We start from the raw sequence: 18,426 nt of genomic DNA, 5'->3' as shown, positions 1-18,426 counted from the left end.
CATTGTGCCTTTAATACCGGTTCTTCCAACAAATGCTACGCAAAACTGATTTATACACGCACATCATTGGACACTAAAGCAGCCACATCTTCTTGAGGCGTCGGTTGACACAAAAGGGACAATAAAGCGGTAACCTTTTCTACAGGCATAGGTTTATAAAAATAGTAGCCCTGAAATACTTCACAGTGCATGCTTTTCAATACATCAAGTTGTGTTTGTCTTTCTACGCCTTCAGCTACAATGGAAAGATCAAGATTTTGAGCTAAGTTAATAATCGTCGCACAAATTTGCCTGTCTTCTTCTGTTGCATCACATTCCTGCACAAAGGACTGATCTATCTTCAATATATCCACCGGCAAACGTTTCAAATAACTTAATGATGAATAGCCGGTACCAAAATCATCTACCGATATTTTTATATTTAATGATTTTATTTCTGCCATCACCTCAATACAACGCTCGATATCGTGCACCAGTACACCTTCGGTAATTTCTATTTCCAGGTAATGGCCTTCGATCCCATAATAGCTCAATTGCTTGTTAATAAAAGGGATCAACTCATTTGACATCAAATGCTTTCCAGACAAGTTCACTGAAATGGGAACTATATTAAGTCCTTGTTTACGCCACTCATATAATTGAGCTAGACAGTCATTAATGACTTTTTCGCCCACCTCAATAATCAGATTCGATTCCTCGGCAATCGGTATAAAATCACTAGGCGAGATTAAACCTTCAACAGGGTGAGCCCAACGCAGCAAGGCTTCAAAGCCAACCACATTACTTTTATGCAAACAGACTTTTGGCTGATAAACCAAATAAAATTGCGGTGAGTCCAGGTTTTGACGCATTTCATTTTCGTAAATAATATTTTTACTGACCAACTGTGCCATTGCTGGTTCAAATATTTGATAGTTGTCCCGCCCGTTTTGTTTTGCGCAATACATGGCGATATCGGCATGTTGAATCATTTTATCGGCACTAAATTCAGACCCTACTGACAAAGTGACACCGATACTGGTTGGGATAGTAAATTTTTTGCCTTGTATCTCAACGCTTTGGCGCATCACCTGTAAAATATTTTCGGCACGATCAGCCGCCAGTTTAGGATCAATCTTGCCACGCATGAGCACGATAAATTCATCTCCTCCCCAGCGGGCCACAACATCCGTTTCTCGACATACCCGATTTAAACGCCGAGCAACTTCACACAGCAACTCATCGCCTGCCTTGTGACCCAAGCTATCATTAATTTTTTTAAACTTATCAAGATCTAAAAACAGCAACGCCACAGATAAACCGTGTTGTTCCGCTTTAGTGAGTGCCTCAAGCAATTGTTCCATTAAAAAAGTACGATTATAGAGGCTGGTTAAGGGGTCACGATAAGCCAAAAATTTCAGTCTGGCTTGCAATTTATTCTGACGGGTAACATCCCTAATATGCAAAGTGTATTCTATGGATATCCCATTGTTTAACGGTGTGGTTGTGATGGTAATTTCAGCGGGAAAAACATGCTCAGATGAGCGTTGTAATTGCATGGTATTACGACGATTTAACAACAAGCCCTGCGACAGAGTAAACATTTGCTGCAAACTGTCGATCGCTTGTTTTTGATCTTTGACCATCAAAAACATCAGGAAAAAGTTGCGCCCCTGCACATGGCTTTTCAAACAACCAAAAGTGCGTTCGGCAGCAGGATTAAACTCAATTATATTGCCGTGCTTGTCGACGGAAACGATGCAATCCATAGAGGAATCCAGAATGGCACTTTTACGTTTTTCACTGGCTTGGAATTGATTAATCGCTGAATCACGCTCGCTAATTTCGAGCTGAACCCGACTAATGACCTGATTGTAACTTTTAGCAATTTGACCCACTTCAGTAAATGGCTCTTCCGGCACCGGCAAGGTAAAATCACCCTCTATTTGCTGCTGATGCATAGAACTCAGTAAACCTACTAATTCCGTGTTGGCATTATGCTCACTCACATTCAAACCACGCTCTTCGTCTGCAGCGCTTACTCTCAGTGGCACAAAATTATTGAGTATACGTATCAACAGATAACTAAGGATAAAACTGTAAGCGCCAATGCTTGTTATTCCTAACAATTGCACACCCAGTTGTTGCCAAAAACTCAATCCCGTTGCCAGGATTTCAGCATCGCCAAAAACGGCTACGGCGAGAGTACCCCAAATACCTGCCAGCAAATGAGCCGGCACCACACCTATTGCATCGTCTAGCCCAAGGTCTGCCATTAGCCTTGATCCATAAAACACTACGCCCCCTGAAATACCGCCAATGACAGCAGCCTCCACCGGACTAACGGCATAACAGGAAGCCGTTATGCCAACTAAACCACCGATGATTCCGTTGAGCATCTCCGCAACATCAAAGTAGCCGTGTTTGAGATAATAAAAACAAACCGCACATAGGCCGCCAAACACCGCGGCCACCGTGGTATTCAGTAAAATTAAGGGTACCTGCTCATTCAGTAATAAAGTACTACCGCCGTTAAACCCAAACCATCCTATCCAAATCAGCAGAGTACCTAAGGCTGACATGGGTAAATTGCTACCTTGTGGAAGACGCCCTCCTTTAAATCGTCCGATTCTAGGGCCAATAATTATCACGGCGGCGAGGGCGACCCAACCGCCGACAGAATGCACCACAGTAGAACCGGCAAAATCGACAAAACCGGCCGCTTGTAACCAACCTTGCTGACCACCATAAGCCGAGGCCCAGGCCCAGTGCCCAGTAATGGGATAAATCAGCAAACTTAATATAACAGTAATACATAAATAGCCATTAAACGTCATGCGCTCCGCCACCGCTCCTGAAGCTAACGTGGCAGCAGTGCCGCAAAACATCGTCTGAAAAAGGAAGAAACAAATCTGATTAGCACTTTGTGTTTCTCCAAAAAAGAAATCGCTAAACCCTACAATGCCCCAATAATCGGAGCCAAACATGAGACCAAATCCTACCAACCAAAATAATGCCGCTGACAGAAGAAAATCTGCAATATTTTTAGCCGCTACATTGATACTGTTTTTACTGCGGGTACGCCCTGTTTCTAAACACAAAAATCCCGCTTGCATAAAAAAAACCAAAACAGTGGAAAACAAAAGCCATATATTGTGTTCCATTTTGCCTCTATGCGTAAAACGCTTGATGGCTTGCACCGGAGCACGCCGAAATCGGGTCAAAATAAACAATAACGCCCTTATTAAGGGCGTTATTCATTATTTATATTCACACTAATATAACTAAGGAAGGGTTATTCAAGAATCAGGCCAACTGCTAATTTGTATAGCCTGATAGAAACAGCGAAAGCAAATGGACGGGAACCCTATGCTTATCTGAAAAAGGTCTTTACCTTACCGCCTCCTTCTTGTAAGCCGCGCATTACGAAAGACTCCCAATCAAATGTCAACCGAATGGGATAGCATGAAGATAAACCGAGTAGCTGGCGAATAAATTTTATCAACTAGTGATTAAGAAATTCAGAGTAGAGAAACTACCAGTACCCAAGCACCTTCCACCAAAGCCCGCCAACAACACCCCAAACGGTCAAGTTAACAATACTCATAATGAATCCCATTACCCACCAATTTTCCATAGACACATAGCCAGACCCAAAAACAATGGGTGAGGTGCCTGTGGCGTAATGCGTTAATGACATCATTAATGAAGAAGCGCCGGCTAGCAATAAACCAAGGTACAATGGAGGTGCGCCCAACGCCAAACCAGCAACATAAAAGGCAGCAAACATCGCGGTAATATGAGCAGTTGTACTTGCAAAGAAGTAATGCGCATAAAAGTAAACCACCACCAATATAATGGCAGACACAATCCAATCAAAACCGAGTTGATGGATATTGCTCTCAACGACAGTAGAAAACCATGCAACCAAGCCTAACTTATTCAAGAAAGTTGCCATCATTACCAACGCAGAGAACCAAACAACGGTATCCCAGGCAGCTTTTTCTTTAAGCACATCTTCCCAACTTAAGACCCGACTAATCAATAAAACAGATAAGCCTAAAAAAGCGACCGCCGTAGTATTAACGGCATAATCTGCGCCAAATATCATAGCGGGCACACCCGCCCATAAAATCAGCAGAAGCGCAAAAACGCTAATCATGACTTTTTCACCGTAGGACATTAACCCCATTTCAATCAATTTAGACTTCGCAAAGGTGCTTGCATCGGGGGTGCTTTTGATTTCCGGAGGGTAAACGGCATATACAATCAAAGGCACAAGCGCAATACAAAGCAAACCAGGTAAAAGTGCTGCAAGCGCCCATGTTCCCCACGTAATGCTAATATTTGATCCTGTAGCGTCAGCAATAAGTTTAACTATTAAGGGATTAGGCGCAGTCGCGGTAATAAACATCGCAGATGTAATCGGGTTTATATGGTAGCTCACCAAAGCAAGATAATGACCAATTTTGCGAGATGTCCCTTCTTCAGGAGAAGACCCAAAACTTGTCGCAATAGACTTCATAATCGGATGAATAATACCGCCGCCTCGGGCTGTATTACTGGGTGTTACCGGCGCAATAACTAACTCAGAAAGAGCTAACGCATAACCAATACCAATAGTTTTTCGACCAAACAAAGAAATAAAGTAATAACCTATACGATTACCCAAACCGGTTTTAGCCAAACCACGAGAGATAATAATCGCGATACCAATCAACCAAATTAATGAATTAGAAAAGCCGCTCAAAGCATCTTTGATAGCACCGGAAGGACTGTCATTTGTCACCCCTGTTAACGCAACTAAAGTAATAGCCAAAATAGCTATGGCACCAATTGGCATTGCTTTCCCAATAATTGCGACCACAGTGCCAATAAATAAAGCCAGTAAATGCCATGCATTTGCTGACACTCCTTGAGGGGGAGAAATCACAAACCAAAACAAGAATATTATTGCAATAGAGAACAACCCGGGAATAACTCGAATATCAGTGCCTTTCATTACAGTACCCTTAAATTTGAGAAAAACACATTTTCAAAACCCCGAAGAAATCCTAGCGTTATTTTAACTCAGCAAGGAAGGGTAAAAGATGATGCACATCATATAAAATAGTAGGTTGCCATCAATTCATTGACGACATCACCAGGCTGACTTGCGAGCGAGTCATTTAATACTTATAGCAAAAATAACAAATTATTTTTGCTATAAAAGTAATCATAGACGTTATCTTGACGACTCTGCCACTAGAGTGGCCAGACCAGCAGAATCAACGGCACCGCCAGCAACACAATCATAATTTCAAGCGGCAACCCCATGCGCCAGTAATCCCCGAAGGCGTAACCGCCCGGGCCCAACACCAAGGTGTTGGACTGATGCCCGATCGGGGTTAGAAAAGCACAGGAGGCACCTACAGCCACTGCCATAAAAAACGGATCCGGACTTACGCCCAGTCCGAAAGCGATACCGTAGGCGAGTGGTGCCATTATCACGGCCGTGGCCGCATTATTGATGATATCTGACAGAAACATAGTGACAACCAGCACCAGACCGATGACCAGATACACCGGAATACCCTCGGTCAGCGCCAATACCTGCGTGGCCAGCAATTGCGTAAGCCCCGTACTCTGCAGTGCTGAGCCCACCGGAATCATGGCCGACAGAAGGATGATCACCGGCCAGTCGATGGCATCATAAAGATTGCGCACCGGCAGAATATCCAGCAGCAAATAAACCACAACGGCAAGACAAAATACGATCGCTAACGGCAGTACCTTGGCAACACCCAGCGCAATGGCGATAGCAAAGATAGCCAGCGCGATGGCAATTTTTTTCGGCTGTCCCAGGCTAAGGTTTCGTTCGGCGAGTGGAATCATGCCCAGCTCTCTGAGCTGCTCATCGACATCATCCGCAGCACCCTGCAACAGCAGAATATCACCGGCCTTAAACTGTTCACGCCGCAGCCGCTTGCGTATCTGCTGCCCTTCGCGAGCCAGACCGACCAGAGCAAGAGAGCTGCCACTCCGCCTACGCAAAAAAGACACATCGCGTCCATCCAGCACCGAACCTCTTTTGATAACGCCCTCTACCAGAGTGAGGTCGTCCTTAGTCAACTCAGCGAATTTCTTGTCGGCACTGGTTATCAGCTCCAGATCGTTCTTGTCGAGCAATGGCTGAACTTCCGACGGGTCAGCCTGCAGAATCAGAATATCGCCGGCATTAAGCTGCTGTCCCGGGCGCATCGATAGCGTCTTCCCATGGCGATGAGCAACACCCACCACCTCGATGCTGCCGTCATCCAGGCCGTCGATATCCTCCACCGGCCGACCCACCAGACCGGAATTTGTGGTCACTATTACTTCTGTGAGGTATTCATCAATGGCAAATAACTGCTCGGGCGAGCTGCTCTTGAGACGGGCTGCCGGTATCAGGCGCCAACCCAGCAGCGTGATAAAGAGCACGCCCATAATGGCGATGGCCACCCCAACCGGCGAAAAATCAAACATGTTAAATGGTTCTCCGCTCACCTCGGCTCGCATCATGGCAATGATGATATTGGGCGGCGTGCCTATGGCGGTTGTCATGCCTCCCAGAATACTGCCAAAGGCCAGTGGCATGAGAATCAGCGCAGGTGAGCGCTGATGTTTGCTGCAGGTCGCCAGTGCAACTGGCAGCATCAGCGCTAGCGCCCCCACGTTATTCATAAATGCGGACGCTAGTGTCACGACCGAGGTCATGATCAATATATGGCTCAGCGGATTTTCGGTGTAGGGCAGTATTTTCTGTACGATCATGTCCACCACACCGGAGCGGCGCAGCGCATCGGAGATCACCAGCACCGCCGCCACCGTTACGACCGCCGGATGACTAAAGCCTGCAAAAGCATCCTCAGCCTCCACTAGCCCTGCAAGCACACACAGCCCCAATGCAATAGCGGCCACGACGTCATGGCGATACTTTCCCCAGACAAATAGCACCAGCGTCAGCATCAGGACGGCAGTAATCAGCCATTGATCAGTATTCAAATACAAGCTCCCTATAACCGTCTTTGGGTGTCGGGTAGCGACGCCCAGCGCTACGCAAACACTCACAATACGGATAAAACTACGAAAAAACCATAGACTGGTCAGCCCCACAGAGCACTAGCCTAAATGGCGGGGCCAGCGATGCTGCGATGAGAAGCAGAATCGATGCATTGCTGCCGTAGGGGATGTTTGCAGTAGCAAGAAGACGGTCACCTCCGTGGTAACGCCAACCTTCCTTTGCGAGTTCTCTTCCTGAGAATGCCTTCCATGCCATAGACTCACCCTGAACTTACGATCAAGCCCTTGCCATTCGCTAATAGTTAACATTTAATAGCGACTAAATCACGATGAGTGGCAGTCTTACTAATGAGGCCTTTCACCTCACTTTCTTTAGGATAATTATGAAGCACGAAGAAATATCTGAGAATCATTCTGATCCACTGATAAAAGAATTACACCGCGCCATTCGAGTTGGAATAAAAATACTGGCTGTTTTGATGGTGTTTGTAATATTTTGGAGTATTGCAGATGTTGTACTTGTTCTTTACAACAAGCTAACGTCGCCACCCTATTTTTTACTTGATATCGACGACATACTTCAAACTTTCGGGGCTTTTTTGGTTGTACTGATAGGTGTCGAAATTTTCATCAATATCAGATTATATCTTGGCTCCAATACCTTTCCGGTAGAGTTGGTTATTGCAACGGCGCTGATGGCGGTTGCTCGTAAGGTTATTGTATTAGACCTTAAACTTGTCACGTCAGAACAGATAGTAGGTATTGGTTTTGTTACCCTAGCATTGGGTGTGTCTTACTGGCTGGTGAAGCATACCAACAAAGACGATGAACACCACTAAGCGCACTAAACCTCACCGGCATACGCCCACAGAAATTTTTTAGTCGCGATTATGCGCGGCTCGTGGGCTCTACCAATAATTTCAACTCAAGTATCGAGCAAACATTAACCTGCCTGATGCTTCTTGATTCAACCCCTCTTATCGAATTTTTTTCGTATCAGCTATACTTCTCAGCTAATTGAGCTAATGCTTCGCGGGCCAGCTTATTCAACGCGCTACCGTCCGCTTTTGCATACGCTACAATCTGTTGTTTCATAGAGCGCGCCCAGAATTTTTTAATGTGCAGGGCAATAAAATCCACTGATGCTTTTTCACTATCGTGGTGAGTATTGTTATCAGCGATCTGATTTGCCATGGCAATTAACTGATCTAATTGTGAGTGACTCATGTGTGGACTGCTCATTTGTGGCTACTCATTTATGATATTCTCCAGAATGGGCTGTGGAAGTTGCTTCAAGGCTATTACCCAGGGCTGCTCTAGGCTCAGGGCTGTAACTTACATGTCGCTGCGGGCGGGCAAAACCTATTAATTGTAAATTGGCATCTCTTGCCAAGCGTAATGCTAATCCGGTAGGTGCCGATACAGCGACGAGAGCACCGATACCCACAGAGGTGACCTTTTGTACCATTTCAAAACTGGCACGGCTGGATATAAGAACGAATCCGTTAGTCAAATCTGTGGCCGAGAACACTAAGGCACCAATGAGTTTGTCGAGCGCATTGTGACGCCCAACATCTTCACGCACTAACAGAATCCAACCCTCTTTATTACACCAGGCAACACCGTGACAAGCACCGGTATCCGCCTGCTGGGGCTGATGTTTATCTAGCTGATTCACCGCGCGCTGAATCGCAGTATCACTAATCTGCTGAACAACCTCCAACGGCTTAATCGGCCGCACTGCCTGCGCCAGCGATTCCGCACCGCACAAACCACAACCGGTCCGACCTGTCATGTTGCGGCGCTGTTGCTTGAGCATCAGCATACGTTGCGATGCAATCTCCATGCGCACTTCGATGCCCATATCATGCTGCTGAATCTCAATCTCATAAAGCTCACGCGGATGCTGCAAAATCCCTTCTGTTATACTGAACCCCAACGCGAAGTCCTTTAAGTCATGTGGGCTGGTCATCATCACAACATGTGAAATACCATTATATACCAGCGCTACTGCCACCTCTTCAGCCACAACGTCTTCTGCAATGCTGGTTTCACCCTGCTGCCAACGGCTGACAGTTACGTTACTTTGCCGCTTCATCATTATGCCGACGGCTTCATTGCTTTGCCGTTTCATTATTACGACGCCCGCTTCTCAAATGGCCCTGCTGCTTTTCATTAAAGTCTGCAAAGTTTTTCTGCCATACAGAAGGTTGCGTTACTTTCTCAACCTGCACGGCCGTCACTTTGTATTCAGGGCAATTTGTTGCCCAGTCTGAACTGTCGGTGGTGATAACGTTAGCCCCACTACCCGGATGATGGAAGGTGGTATACACCACGCCCGGCTGCATCCGCTCACTGATCACCGCACGCAATACCGTGTGTCCTGCCCGGCTGCTGATACCCAGCCAATCACCCTCTCGGACACCACGCTCTTGCGCATCGTGTGGATGAAGTTCCAGCACATCTTCATCATGCCATGTCTGATTCTCGGTACGGCGGGTTTGAGCGCCAACATTGTATTGCGACAGAATACGCCCCGTGGTTAACAGTAGCGGGAAGCGACGCGTAGCACGCTCTTCAGTGGCTACGTATTCAGTAATCGCCAAATTACCTTTACCGATAGGGAAATCTTCCACATGCATAACCGGCATGCCATCAGGATGCTGTTCATTACAAGGCCACTGTATGCTGCCAAGTTCTTCTAAGCGCGCATAACTCACACCACTAAAGGTCGGAGTCAGGCTGGCAATTTCATCCATTATTTCTGAAGGATGGCTGTAGCTCATTTCGTAACCTAACGCGTTAGAGAGCGCCACGGTGACTTCCCAATCCTCTTTACCGGCCAATGGCGGCATCACTTTACGCACCCGATTGATGCGGCGCTCAGCATTAGTAAATGTACCGTTTTTCTCCAGAAAAGTTGAACCGGGCAACAGTACATGGGCAAACTTTGCCGTTTCATTAAGAAAAATATCCTGCACGATTAAGCAATCCAGCGACTTAAGTGCCGCTTCAACATGATGGGTATTCGGATCAGATTGAGCGATATCTTCGCCCTGAACATACAATGCCTTGAAACTACCCGCGAGCGCTGCATCAAACATGTTAGGGATACGCAAGCCTGGTTCATCATCCAGTTTCACTCCCCAGGCCGCCTCAAATCGCCCCCGTGCTTCGTCATCGGCCACATGCTGGTAACCCGGAAGTTCATGCGGAAAAGAGCCCATATCACACGAACCCTGCACGTTATTCTGGCCACGCAACGGATTAACACCCACGCCTTCACGGCCAATATTACCCGTTGCCAAGGCTAAATTAGCGATACCCATCACCATAGTTGAACCCTGACTATGCTCGGTAACGCCCAGCCCATAGAAGATGGCACCATTGCCTGCCTCAGCATACATTCTTGCAGCCTTGCGCACGTCTGTTGCAGCAACACCGGTGACGCTTTCCATAGCCTCCGGCGAGTTACGCTCTTCTGTGATAAACGCCTGCCATTTAATGAAGGCTTTATCATCACAGCGTGATGTAATAAAAGCTTTGTCTTCTAAGCCTTCACTCATAATCGTGTACGCCAGCGAGTTCACTAAGGCGACGTTGGTGCCCGGGCGTAACGGTAGATGGATAGCATCTTTAAGGTGTGGCGTGTTGAGTAGATCGATCTTACGTGGGTCGGCGACAATTAATTTAGCGCCTTCTCTTAACCGGCGCCGCATCATTGATCCGAATACCGGATGTGCATCCGTCGGATTCGCACCAATCACTAAAATAGTATCCGCGTATTTAACCGAATCGAAGGTTTGCGTTCCGGCAGACTCTCCTAACGTAGTTTTCAGCCCGTAGCCCGTAGGGCTGTGACACACACGTGCGCAGGTATCAGTATTATTATTACCAAAACCAGCACGAATCAGCTTCTGTACCAGATAAGTTTCTTCGTTGGTACAACGTGAGGAGGTAATACCGCCGATGCTCTCGCGGCCATATTCAGCCTGCACCTCTTTTAAGCGTTTTGCGGCAAAACTCATTGCATCATCCCAGCTGACGGCGCGCCAGGGTTCATCAATGCTATCGCGAATCATGGGTTCTTTAATACGATCTTTATGGGTCGCATAACCGAAGGCAAAACGCCCTTTAACGCAAGAATGCCCCTGGTTAGCCGCGCCGCCTTTGTACGGCACCATACGTACTACTTTGTCACCTTTCATATCAGCCTTAAAGGAACAGCCTACGCCACAATAAGCGCAGGTGGTGACTATACTGTGTTCAGGCTGCCCCATTTCTATGACATTTTTTTCCATCAATGTCGATGTCGGGCACGCTTGCACACAGGCACCACAAGAAACGCAATCTGAATCAATAAAGGCATCATCCTGACCCGCCGCTATTTTGGAATCAAAGCCGCGCCCATCGATGGTTAGTGCAAAGGTACCCTGCACTTCTTCGCAGGCACGCACGCAACGCGAGCACACGATGCATTTACTGGGGTCAAAACTAAAATAAGGATTGGATGTGTCTTTTTCCGACTCAAGATGATTATGCCCGTCAAAACCATAACGCACCTCACGCAGTCCTACCGCACCCGCCATATCCTGAAGCTCACAATCACCATTCGCAGGACACGTTAAGCAGTCCAATGGGTGATCTGAAATATACAGCTCCATGATATTACGGCGGAGCTTGCCAATTTTTTCGTTCTGCGTGGTGACTTGCATACCCGCATCTACAGGCGTGGTACAGGAAGCAGGATAGCCGCGACGGCCTTCAATCTGAACCGCACAGAGACGGCAGGAACCAAAGGCTTCCAGATTATCGCTGGCACATAACTTAGGTATATTAATATCGGCTAACGCCGCCGCCCGCAGTACCGAGGTGCCGGGCGGCACTGCAATTTCAACACCATCAATATGCAGCGTAATTAACTGCTCAGAGGTTCCGGAATTTTTACTTATAGGAGTTCCGTAATCTTTATCGGGATCAATTTTTTTATTGATAAACTGTTTAGGATCAAAGTGCTGCAACATGTTATTGAGTCTCCGTCTGAGCTAAAGATGACGCGTGGGCGAGCGCTATATCTTCGGAAAAATATTTGAATGCACTTTTCACCGGGATGGGCGTCATACTGCCCATCGCGCACAATGATCCATCGATCATCGTGTCGCACAGGTCATCTAATAACGCTAAGTTCGCTGCTACATTATTGCCTGATCTTATTTTGTCGATCACTTCCACTCCGCGTGTAGAACCGATTCGACAAGGCGTACATTTACCGCAGGATTCAGCAACACAAAACTCCATCGAGAAACGCGCTTGCTCAGTCATATCAACCGATTCATCAAACACGACAACACCGCCGTGACCCAACACTGCCCCTGCTGCTGCAAATGCTTCGTAATCTAAAGGAGTATCCCACTGGCTAGCGGGAAGGTAAGCACCTAAGGGCCCGCCGACCTGAATAGCACGCATAGGCAGGCCTGTTTCAGTTCCACCGCCAAAATTATCTACTAACTCCCGCAAGGTGGGGCCAAATGCCAACTCAACAAGCCCGCCTTGCTTAAGGTTGCCTGTTAACTGAAAGGGTAAGGTGCCGCGTGATCGCCCCATGCCATAATCGGCATAAGCCTGGCTTCCTTTTTCCATAATGAAAGGAATAGCAGCCAACGACAGCACGTTATTAACCACGGTTGGCTTACCGAACAGACCTTCTATGGCCGGTAACGGCGGCTTAAAGCGTACCATGCCGCGTTTGCCCTCAAGGCTTTCGAGCAACGAGGTTTCTTCACCGCAGATATAAGCAGCCGCACCTAAACGTACTTCAAGATGGAATGTTTTATCGCTGCCCAGAATATGCTCGCCCAGATAACCGGCTGCATAAGCATTGGCGATCGCTTCATTCATAATTTGATAAGCCACCGGATATTCTGAACGCAGGTAGATATATCCCTGTGTCGCATCGACGGCCACGCCCGCAATGATCATTCCTTCCACTAGCATCAGTGGGTCGGCTTCCATCACGAGGCGGTCGGCGAATGTACCGGAATCACCTTCATCGGCATTACAGACGATATATTTTTGATCAGCAGAGCAATCGTGAACCGTCTGCCACTTGATGCCGGTGGGAAAGGCTGCACCGCCGCGGCCGCGTAAACCCGAGGCTTTTACTTCATCAACAATCGCCTGACTGTTCAAGGCAAGGCTGTTCTCCAACCCTTTAAAACCATCGTGGGCCAGGTAATCCGCGATAGACACAGGGTCGGTAATCCCGGCGCGTGCGAATGTCAGGCGTTGTTGGTTTTTAAGATAAGGAATTTCTTCCGGGTTACCCAGCGCCAGTGGATGAGCATCACCTGTATTACCTTCGCTTAATTCTGAATCAAGGCCTGGGTTAAAGATCTCATCAAAAATAGCAGCAACATCGCTTGCCTCTACCGGGCCGTAAGCGATTCGTCCATTTTGCGTCTGGACTTCCAACATCGGTTCCAGCCAGAACAATCCTCGCGAACCGTTGCGCACTAATTCAATCTCAAGGCCACGAACGTCTGCTTCAGTTCGTATTGCCTTGACAACTTTTTCACCACCCAAAGCCAGGGTCGTCGTATCTCGCGGCAAGAAAATTTTCATGCTCATGACCTTACCTCCAGTACTTGCGTTGTCAGCTCATCGACTAACGCATCGAATTTAGCCGGCGTCACACGCCCGATAATTTCATCGCCTACCCGGATAGTCGGGCCACACGCGCAGTTACCTAAACAATAAACGGGCTCTAAACTAAACTCCCTATCGAGCGTGGTCATGTGGTAATCAATCGCTAGTTTATCTTTAACATGTGCTTCCAAGGCGCGGGCTCCGCGAGCCTGACAAGCTTCCGCACGGCAGACTTCAACCACATTGCTCCCCGGCGGGGTCATACGAAAATGATGGTAAAATGTAATAACACCATGTATCTCAGCACGCGTCTGGTGTAGAGCATCGGCAATCATCGGCACTGAATCGGGAGGAACATACCCGACTGAATCCTGAATACCATGCAAAATAGGCAGCAAAGCACCTGGCTTATGTTTGAGTAATGCAATGACATTCTGCACTACCTGAGGGCTCCATTGCGCGATGTCGCTCATATTCTCTGCACCTGTAAGCGTTTGCTTAGCTTTAATTTAAGACGATTGATTTTAACGCTACTCTATACCTTGGCTGACACGTTACCATCGCATGCGAGTATGACAAATATGAATTTTTATGCCTATTTGATTTTTCTTATATTATTATCGATTTAATGGTCATTATTCGGTATAAATCTCTCTATATATGCACTCTAGTACCTATTTTTATTCGTCTGGAAAGCTATTTATGTTATCCCGGTAAACTATTTTTATTCACCTTACAAAAGAGCATTATTATGACAGCCAAGCGAATTCATATTGACCCCACCTGGACGTTTCGAGATGAAGCCGGAAATACACTGGATCCTCAGTTATTTAAATTGCTGTCAGAAATTTACCAGCATAGAAAACTCACCGGCGCCGCAAAAGCCGCCGGTATTTCTTATCGTCATGGTTGGAATATGCTCAATAAATGGGCAGACTTTTTTGGTACCGAGCTGGTTAAACTGGAAAAAGGCAGAGGAGCAACATTAACGCCGCTAGGTGAAAAGCTGCTTTGGGCCGAACAGCGAGTGATGGCGCGCTTTCAGCCACAAATGGCTAATTTGGCATCTGAACTCAATGTAGAGATTCAAAAAGCACTGGTAAACCTCACTCCCCTACTACGGATTCAGGCCAGCCATGGATATGCCGTCGCCCTATTACCGGATGTTTGTACTGACCTACAATTAGACCTGCAGTACAGCAGCCCACTGGAAGCATTAGCCGCTCTGAACCGCGACGCCTGCGATATTGCAGGTTTTCATATGCCAACGGGTGTGGTTATCCCGCAACTACTGGCGCGCTACCAACAACTACTGAAACCCCGTGCACATAAAATAATCCGTTTTATTACCCGCCAACAGGGCCTGATGATTCGTAAAGACAACCCGCTACACATTGAATCACTGCAGGATTTAACAAATACGGAGGTTCGCTTTATCAATCGCCAGGAGGATTCAGGCACTCGCGCTCTCTTCGATCAGCTTGTTAGCAATAATAAGATCACTGCAAACAACATCAACGGATACAGTAACCGAGAGTTTACCCATTCAGCGGTTGCTGCTTATGTTGCGGCAGGTATGGCCGATGTCGGCTTTGGTGTAGAGCAAGCAGCTCATCAATTTGGCTTAGGCTTTATACCCATCTGCACAGAAGAATACGTTTTCGTATGCCATCAGAAAAGCCTCAAAAAAGCCGCCGTTAGCCGTTTTATCGAAATAATCAGTAGCGATACTTTTAGTCTAAAAGTTCAGAGTTTAGCGGGCTACAAAAGTGAATTAAGCGGCACCGTTGAGGAACTGGCAGAATTTATGGCATGTTAATCAATTAACTCTTCACACTTCTTTATCACTGTTTTTATTACAAACGGACTTAGTACTAACTTCTGACCAGACTTAGCTTTTTCAATATCAGGTAATACATCCATACTTGGCCAGAGACCGCTTAAAAGGGCTGGCTGGTAACTTGTCTTTAATCCTTCCTGCTGCATCGAATCAGCGGTGGCTTTAGCATCGTATTTTAAGCGATGCCAGCTAATTTCAATGCCTGTGTCGACAGGCGTAGCAAGCATATACCAACCATCTTGAGTCCCATCATTAGCAGGCATTCCGATGACACCCGCATTTAGCCAGGCTTTACTTCCCGACTGCTGACCAAACGGAATACCGCAGTGGCCACCCAAGATAATATCAGACGGAGTATTCTCCAATTGCTGCGTAATATCCTCTCGGTCAGAGGCAAAGATAAATTGGTTTATGTGCTCTGTACCTCCATGTACCGCCTCGCATTCAAAGCCGCTGTAAGTGAAGGTTATACGACGAGGCAGCTGTTTCATCCATTCTTTGTTTGCCTGACTGATACGCGGTTTTGAAAAATTAAACCAACCGGCCGATAGTACATCACATGTGGTTCCCTCTTCAAAACCACATCCGCAGTCGTCAGCGTCATTACCAAATGATTCTTCGCAGTTGCCCAGCACAACGGAAATACCCCAGTCACGTATAAGATCGATCGTCTCTTGCGGAGAGGCACAGTAAGCAACGATGTCACCTGTGCAAAGAACATTACCAGGAGGGATTTTCATTTTTTCTGCTTCTGCCAGCAGCGCTTTAGTCGCCTCAAGATTACTATAAGGGCCACCAAAAACAAGTAGTGGCTGACTGCATAACGGTTTAAATGGAGGGCATAGCGGTTTGAATTGAGACATTATGTGAGGGCTTCCATAGATGATTCCGGAGTAGACTTCAATGAACCCAGCCAAAATAATAAACAACCAAAAATCATAATAGCGGACGAGATAAACAACAACTTAGTATATTTATGGTATTCACCTAGCAACTGCGTATGCCCTGCTGACTCCGTAAAATAAAGTATCGCACCGCTAATCGCCAGCACAAACGTGGCGAGGTAACTCCACACCGGTATATTGGTTTTACCGCCCCACAACGAAAAGAAAATAACCGGTGCCAGATACATGGATGCCGTTCCGCTTACCGCAACAGCGCTGAACAGATCTTTATTACCCAAGAAGACACAGAGCAATCCGATAAGCATAAACAACGCCATAATACTGCGGCCATTTCTGACATTAGGATCAACCCATTTCATATCAACGGCGACTAATTTAGATGAACTGGACAACGTACTGTCCAATGTTGACATAGCAGAAACCACTAAGGTGATATTAAAAAGCAGCATAGGAACGTCGCCTAAGATACGCAGTAACGCAGCATTCATCGCTTCACCCGATTCTGCCTGTGCGCCCGCAATCACACCCAGTAAGCCGAATAAGATAATACAGATGATACTGATCCAGGCGGCATGCAGAAAACTTTTACGCGTTGTATCCCTATCCGCAAGAAAGCCACGATCCATCATCACCGGATCATGCATCGGATAACTCCATACCTGTAACAAAGCAACCAGCATTAAGATAGGGCCGGGATCGGATATATCAAAAGGTTTAAATAACAGGTTTTCAATCGTCACGTTACCGCTATTAATAACCAACACTGTAAGCAGCACCAGCACGACAATAAACAGCACCATCTGCATCAAATCAGTTCGCAGGGACGCATGTAAGCCACCCAGCATAGAATAGATCAATGTAACCACCGCAAAGGCAAGTACCGCGAAAATATACGCACTACTACCTGACACACCAAATAAGATGCCGATAACCAGAATATTGGCAAAAATTTCGCTGACCAACCTAATGCCGATAACAAAATTGTAGCAACGTGTTCCCCACGCACCAAACCTATCATCGAGAAACGCCTGAACGCTGCTAAAGCCGTAACGAAAGCGCACCGAATCGATGATTTTAGCCCCCGTCAGAAATGATAGATAATAAGCAGCGTAAGCTAAGGTACCCCAAATACCGTAATAAAATCCAAGAATGGCGGCATTCAACAAGGAACGGGCAAAAATCCACGTCGTTACTTGTGAGAAAACAAGCACCAGCAGTCCGGGTTGCTCGCCTGAAGGAGATAATCCTTTGAAAAAAGCCCCATCACTTTTCGCTTTAGGGGATAACAGTAGTGATAATACTGCAATTAAACCAACAACAATGGCTAGCGATTGCTCCAAAATACACCCTCATGTGATCAAAAATAGGAATGACAAAAAAGGAATTAAATAGTCTGCTTTAGTAATCCGGTTACATGAGAATCTATTAGCTCCGCCCAGCAATAAACAGTGATTTTTATACAATAAGCTCATAAAAGAATGAGCCTTTACTCTATTAGTCGCTCCATGGAAGGAAACCTTACAATACTGCTTCATAAAACTTTACATTTCTTAGCACTTTCTCCTCTATAACTACGTCGAGCGCCAGCATAGGATAAAACTCATAGGGTAAAGCTACATCCTCACCGACTCACTAACAGGGATAACCTATTATGCGTAATATCACTACAGTATCTTATAGATTGGCTCTGGTTTTCATCACGCTGGCTTTTTCTTCTGCATCCGTACAGGCAGAGACTAAGGTAATTGCCAGTGGAGCACTGAACTTATTCTTCCCACATAGCGGGGTATCCATCTCCCTTGGGCAGCCACAAATAAGATACCATGACGCAAGGTATTCTAAAGAAATGAGGCACTCTCAAGAAAAGAGGTACTCTAAGAATAATCAGTACTATAAAAAAGCATCGACGCAGTACCTGGTCATAACGCAGCCCATCAGGCAAAGAGTTGTGATCCGGGATCATCAGGGTAAATCAGAGCACGACAGACTGTACCAACACATAAAGCACAAAGAACA

General features: G+C 46.5%; 12 protein-coding genes and 1 pseudogene. 3 read left to right on the top strand and 10 right to left on the bottom strand.

Annotation, left to right across the window (positions count from 1 at the left end; all coding sequences use genetic code 11):
* Positions 1-50 precede the first annotated feature (50 nt).
* The gene (amt, locus tag Nant_RS13355; protein ID WP_054342159.1) at positions 51-3,143 is read right to left on the bottom strand and encodes an ammonium transporter; all 3,093 of its coding nucleotides are present in this window, start codon (positions 3,141-3,143) and stop codon (positions 51-53) included.
* 150 nt (positions 3,144-3,293) lie between these two features.
* On the opposite strand from amt, the pseudogene Nant_RS21745 reads away from it, so the two are divergent.
* Positions 3,294-3,443 (top strand): annotated as a pseudogene (locus Nant_RS21745) (transposase domain-containing protein); the annotation flags it as partial.
* Between the two features lie 71 nt (positions 3,444-3,514).
* Here the strand turns inward: Nant_RS21745 and Nant_RS13350 are convergent.
* Both Nant_RS13350 and Nant_RS13345 read right to left on the bottom strand, forming a co-directional pair.
* Entirely contained in the window at positions 3,515-4,981 is a 1,467-nt protein-coding gene (locus Nant_RS13350; RefSeq protein WP_054342158.1) for a DASS family sodium-coupled anion symporter, read from the bottom strand.
* Between the two features lie 242 nt (positions 4,982-5,223).
* On the bottom strand, positions 5,224-7,113 hold the full coding sequence (locus tag Nant_RS13345; protein WP_238377142.1) for an SLC13 family permease: 1,890 nt from the start codon (positions 7,111-7,113) through the stop codon (positions 5,224-5,226).
* 290 nt (positions 7,114-7,403) lie between these two features.
* On the opposite strand from Nant_RS13345, the gene Nant_RS13335 reads away from it, so the two are divergent.
* Positions 7,404-7,859, top strand: coding sequence for a phosphate-starvation-inducible PsiE family protein (locus tag Nant_RS13335; protein ID WP_054342155.1), 456 nt, complete (start codon positions 7,404-7,406; stop codon positions 7,857-7,859).
* Positions 7,860-8,016: 157 nt separating this feature from the next.
* Here the strand turns inward: Nant_RS13335 and Nant_RS13330 are convergent, their stop codons facing one another.
* From Nant_RS13330 to Nant_RS13310, 5 genes are read right to left on the bottom strand one after another with little or no spacing between them, the layout of a single operon-like run.
* Positions 8,017-8,247, bottom strand: coding sequence for a formate dehydrogenase subunit delta (locus Nant_RS13330; RefSeq protein ID WP_054342154.1), 231 nt, complete (start codon positions 8,245-8,247; stop codon positions 8,017-8,019).
* Between the two features lie 25 nt (positions 8,248-8,272).
* A complete protein-coding gene (fdhD, locus tag Nant_RS13325) occupies positions 8,273-9,154 on the bottom strand; it encodes a formate dehydrogenase accessory sulfurtransferase FdhD (RefSeq protein ID WP_054342153.1) in 882 nt (293 codons plus the stop codon).
* A complete protein-coding gene (gene fdhF / locus Nant_RS13320; RefSeq protein ID WP_054342152.1) occupies positions 9,135-12,044 on the bottom strand; it encodes a formate dehydrogenase subunit alpha in 2,910 nt (969 codons plus the stop codon). Before fdhF ends, fdhD begins: the two co-directional genes overlap by 20 nt.
* A 1-nt stretch (position 12,045) precedes the next feature.
* Positions 12,046-13,647 (bottom strand): formate dehydrogenase beta subunit, encoded by a 1,602-nt coding sequence (locus Nant_RS13315; protein ID WP_054342151.1) that lies wholly within the window; start codon positions 13,645-13,647, stop codon positions 12,046-12,048.
* A complete protein-coding gene (locus tag Nant_RS13310) occupies positions 13,644-14,138 on the bottom strand; it encodes a formate dehydrogenase subunit gamma (RefSeq protein ID WP_054342150.1) in 495 nt (164 codons plus the stop codon). Before Nant_RS13310 ends, Nant_RS13315 begins: the two co-directional genes overlap by 4 nt.
* Before the next feature lie 278 nt (positions 14,139-14,416).
* Here Nant_RS13310 and Nant_RS13305 point away from each other — a divergent pair, with 278 nt between their 5' ends.
* Entirely contained in the window at positions 14,417-15,484 is a 1,068-nt protein-coding gene (locus Nant_RS13305; RefSeq protein ID WP_054342149.1) for a substrate-binding domain-containing protein, read from the top strand.
* Here the strand turns inward: Nant_RS13305 and Nant_RS13300 are convergent.
* Positions 15,481-16,368 carry a metallophosphoesterase family protein gene (locus Nant_RS13300; protein WP_054342148.1) on the bottom strand — a complete coding sequence of 296 codons (888 nt, stop codon included), beginning with the start codon at positions 16,366-16,368 and terminating at the stop codon, positions 15,481-15,483. The two genes, Nant_RS13305 and Nant_RS13300, sit on opposite strands and share 4 nt — an antisense overlap.
* Positions 16,368-17,750 carry an SLC5/6 family protein gene (locus tag Nant_RS13295; protein ID WP_054342147.1) on the bottom strand — a complete coding sequence of 461 codons (1,383 nt, stop codon included), beginning with the start codon at positions 17,748-17,750 and terminating at the stop codon, positions 16,368-16,370. Before Nant_RS13295 ends, Nant_RS13300 begins: the two co-directional genes overlap by 1 nt.
* Between the last annotated feature and the right edge of the window lie 676 nt (positions 17,751-18,426).

It is taken from the genome of Neptunomonas antarctica (assembly GCF_001305295.1).
GTDB lineage: Bacteria > Pseudomonadota > Gammaproteobacteria > Pseudomonadales > Balneatricaceae > Neptunomonas > Neptunomonas antarctica.
This window is presented reverse-complemented; position numbering and strand designations above follow the sequence as displayed.

Excerpts from the sequence above, each read along its gene's own strand:
- Nant_RS13300 (WP_054342148.1), bottom strand. The coding sequence starts at position 16,368 with ATGTCTCAATTCAAACCGCTATGCCCTCCATTTAAACCGTTATGCAGT.
- fdhD (WP_054342153.1), bottom strand. The coding sequence starts at position 9,154 with ATGAAACGGCAAAGCAATGAAGCCGTCGGCATAATGATGAAGCGGCAA.
- Nant_RS13310 (WP_054342150.1), bottom strand. The coding sequence starts at position 14,138 with ATGAGCGACATCGCGCAATGGAGCCCTCAGGTAGTGCAGAATGTCATT.
- Nant_RS13315 (WP_054342151.1), bottom strand. The coding sequence starts at position 13,647 with ATGAGCATGAAAATTTTCTTGCCGCGAGATACGACGACCCTGGCTTTG.
- fdhF (WP_054342152.1), bottom strand. The coding sequence starts at position 12,044 with ATGTTGCAGCACTTTGATCCTAAACAGTTTATCAATAAAAAAATTGAT.
- Nant_RS13305 (WP_054342149.1), top strand. The coding sequence starts at position 14,417 with ATGACAGCCAAGCGAATTCATATTGACCCCACCTGGACGTTTCGAGAT.
- amt (WP_054342159.1), bottom strand. The coding sequence starts at position 3,143 with ATGGAACACAATATATGGCTTTTGTTTTCCACTGTTTTGGTTTTTTTT.
- Nant_RS13335 (WP_054342155.1), top strand. The coding sequence starts at position 7,404 with ATGAAGCACGAAGAAATATCTGAGAATCATTCTGATCCACTGATAAAA.
- Nant_RS13330 (WP_054342154.1), bottom strand. The coding sequence starts at position 8,247 with ATGAGTCACTCACAATTAGATCAGTTAATTGCCATGGCAAATCAGATC.
- Nant_RS13350 (WP_054342158.1), bottom strand. The coding sequence starts at position 4,981 with ATGAAAGGCACTGATATTCGAGTTATTCCCGGGTTGTTCTCTATTGCA.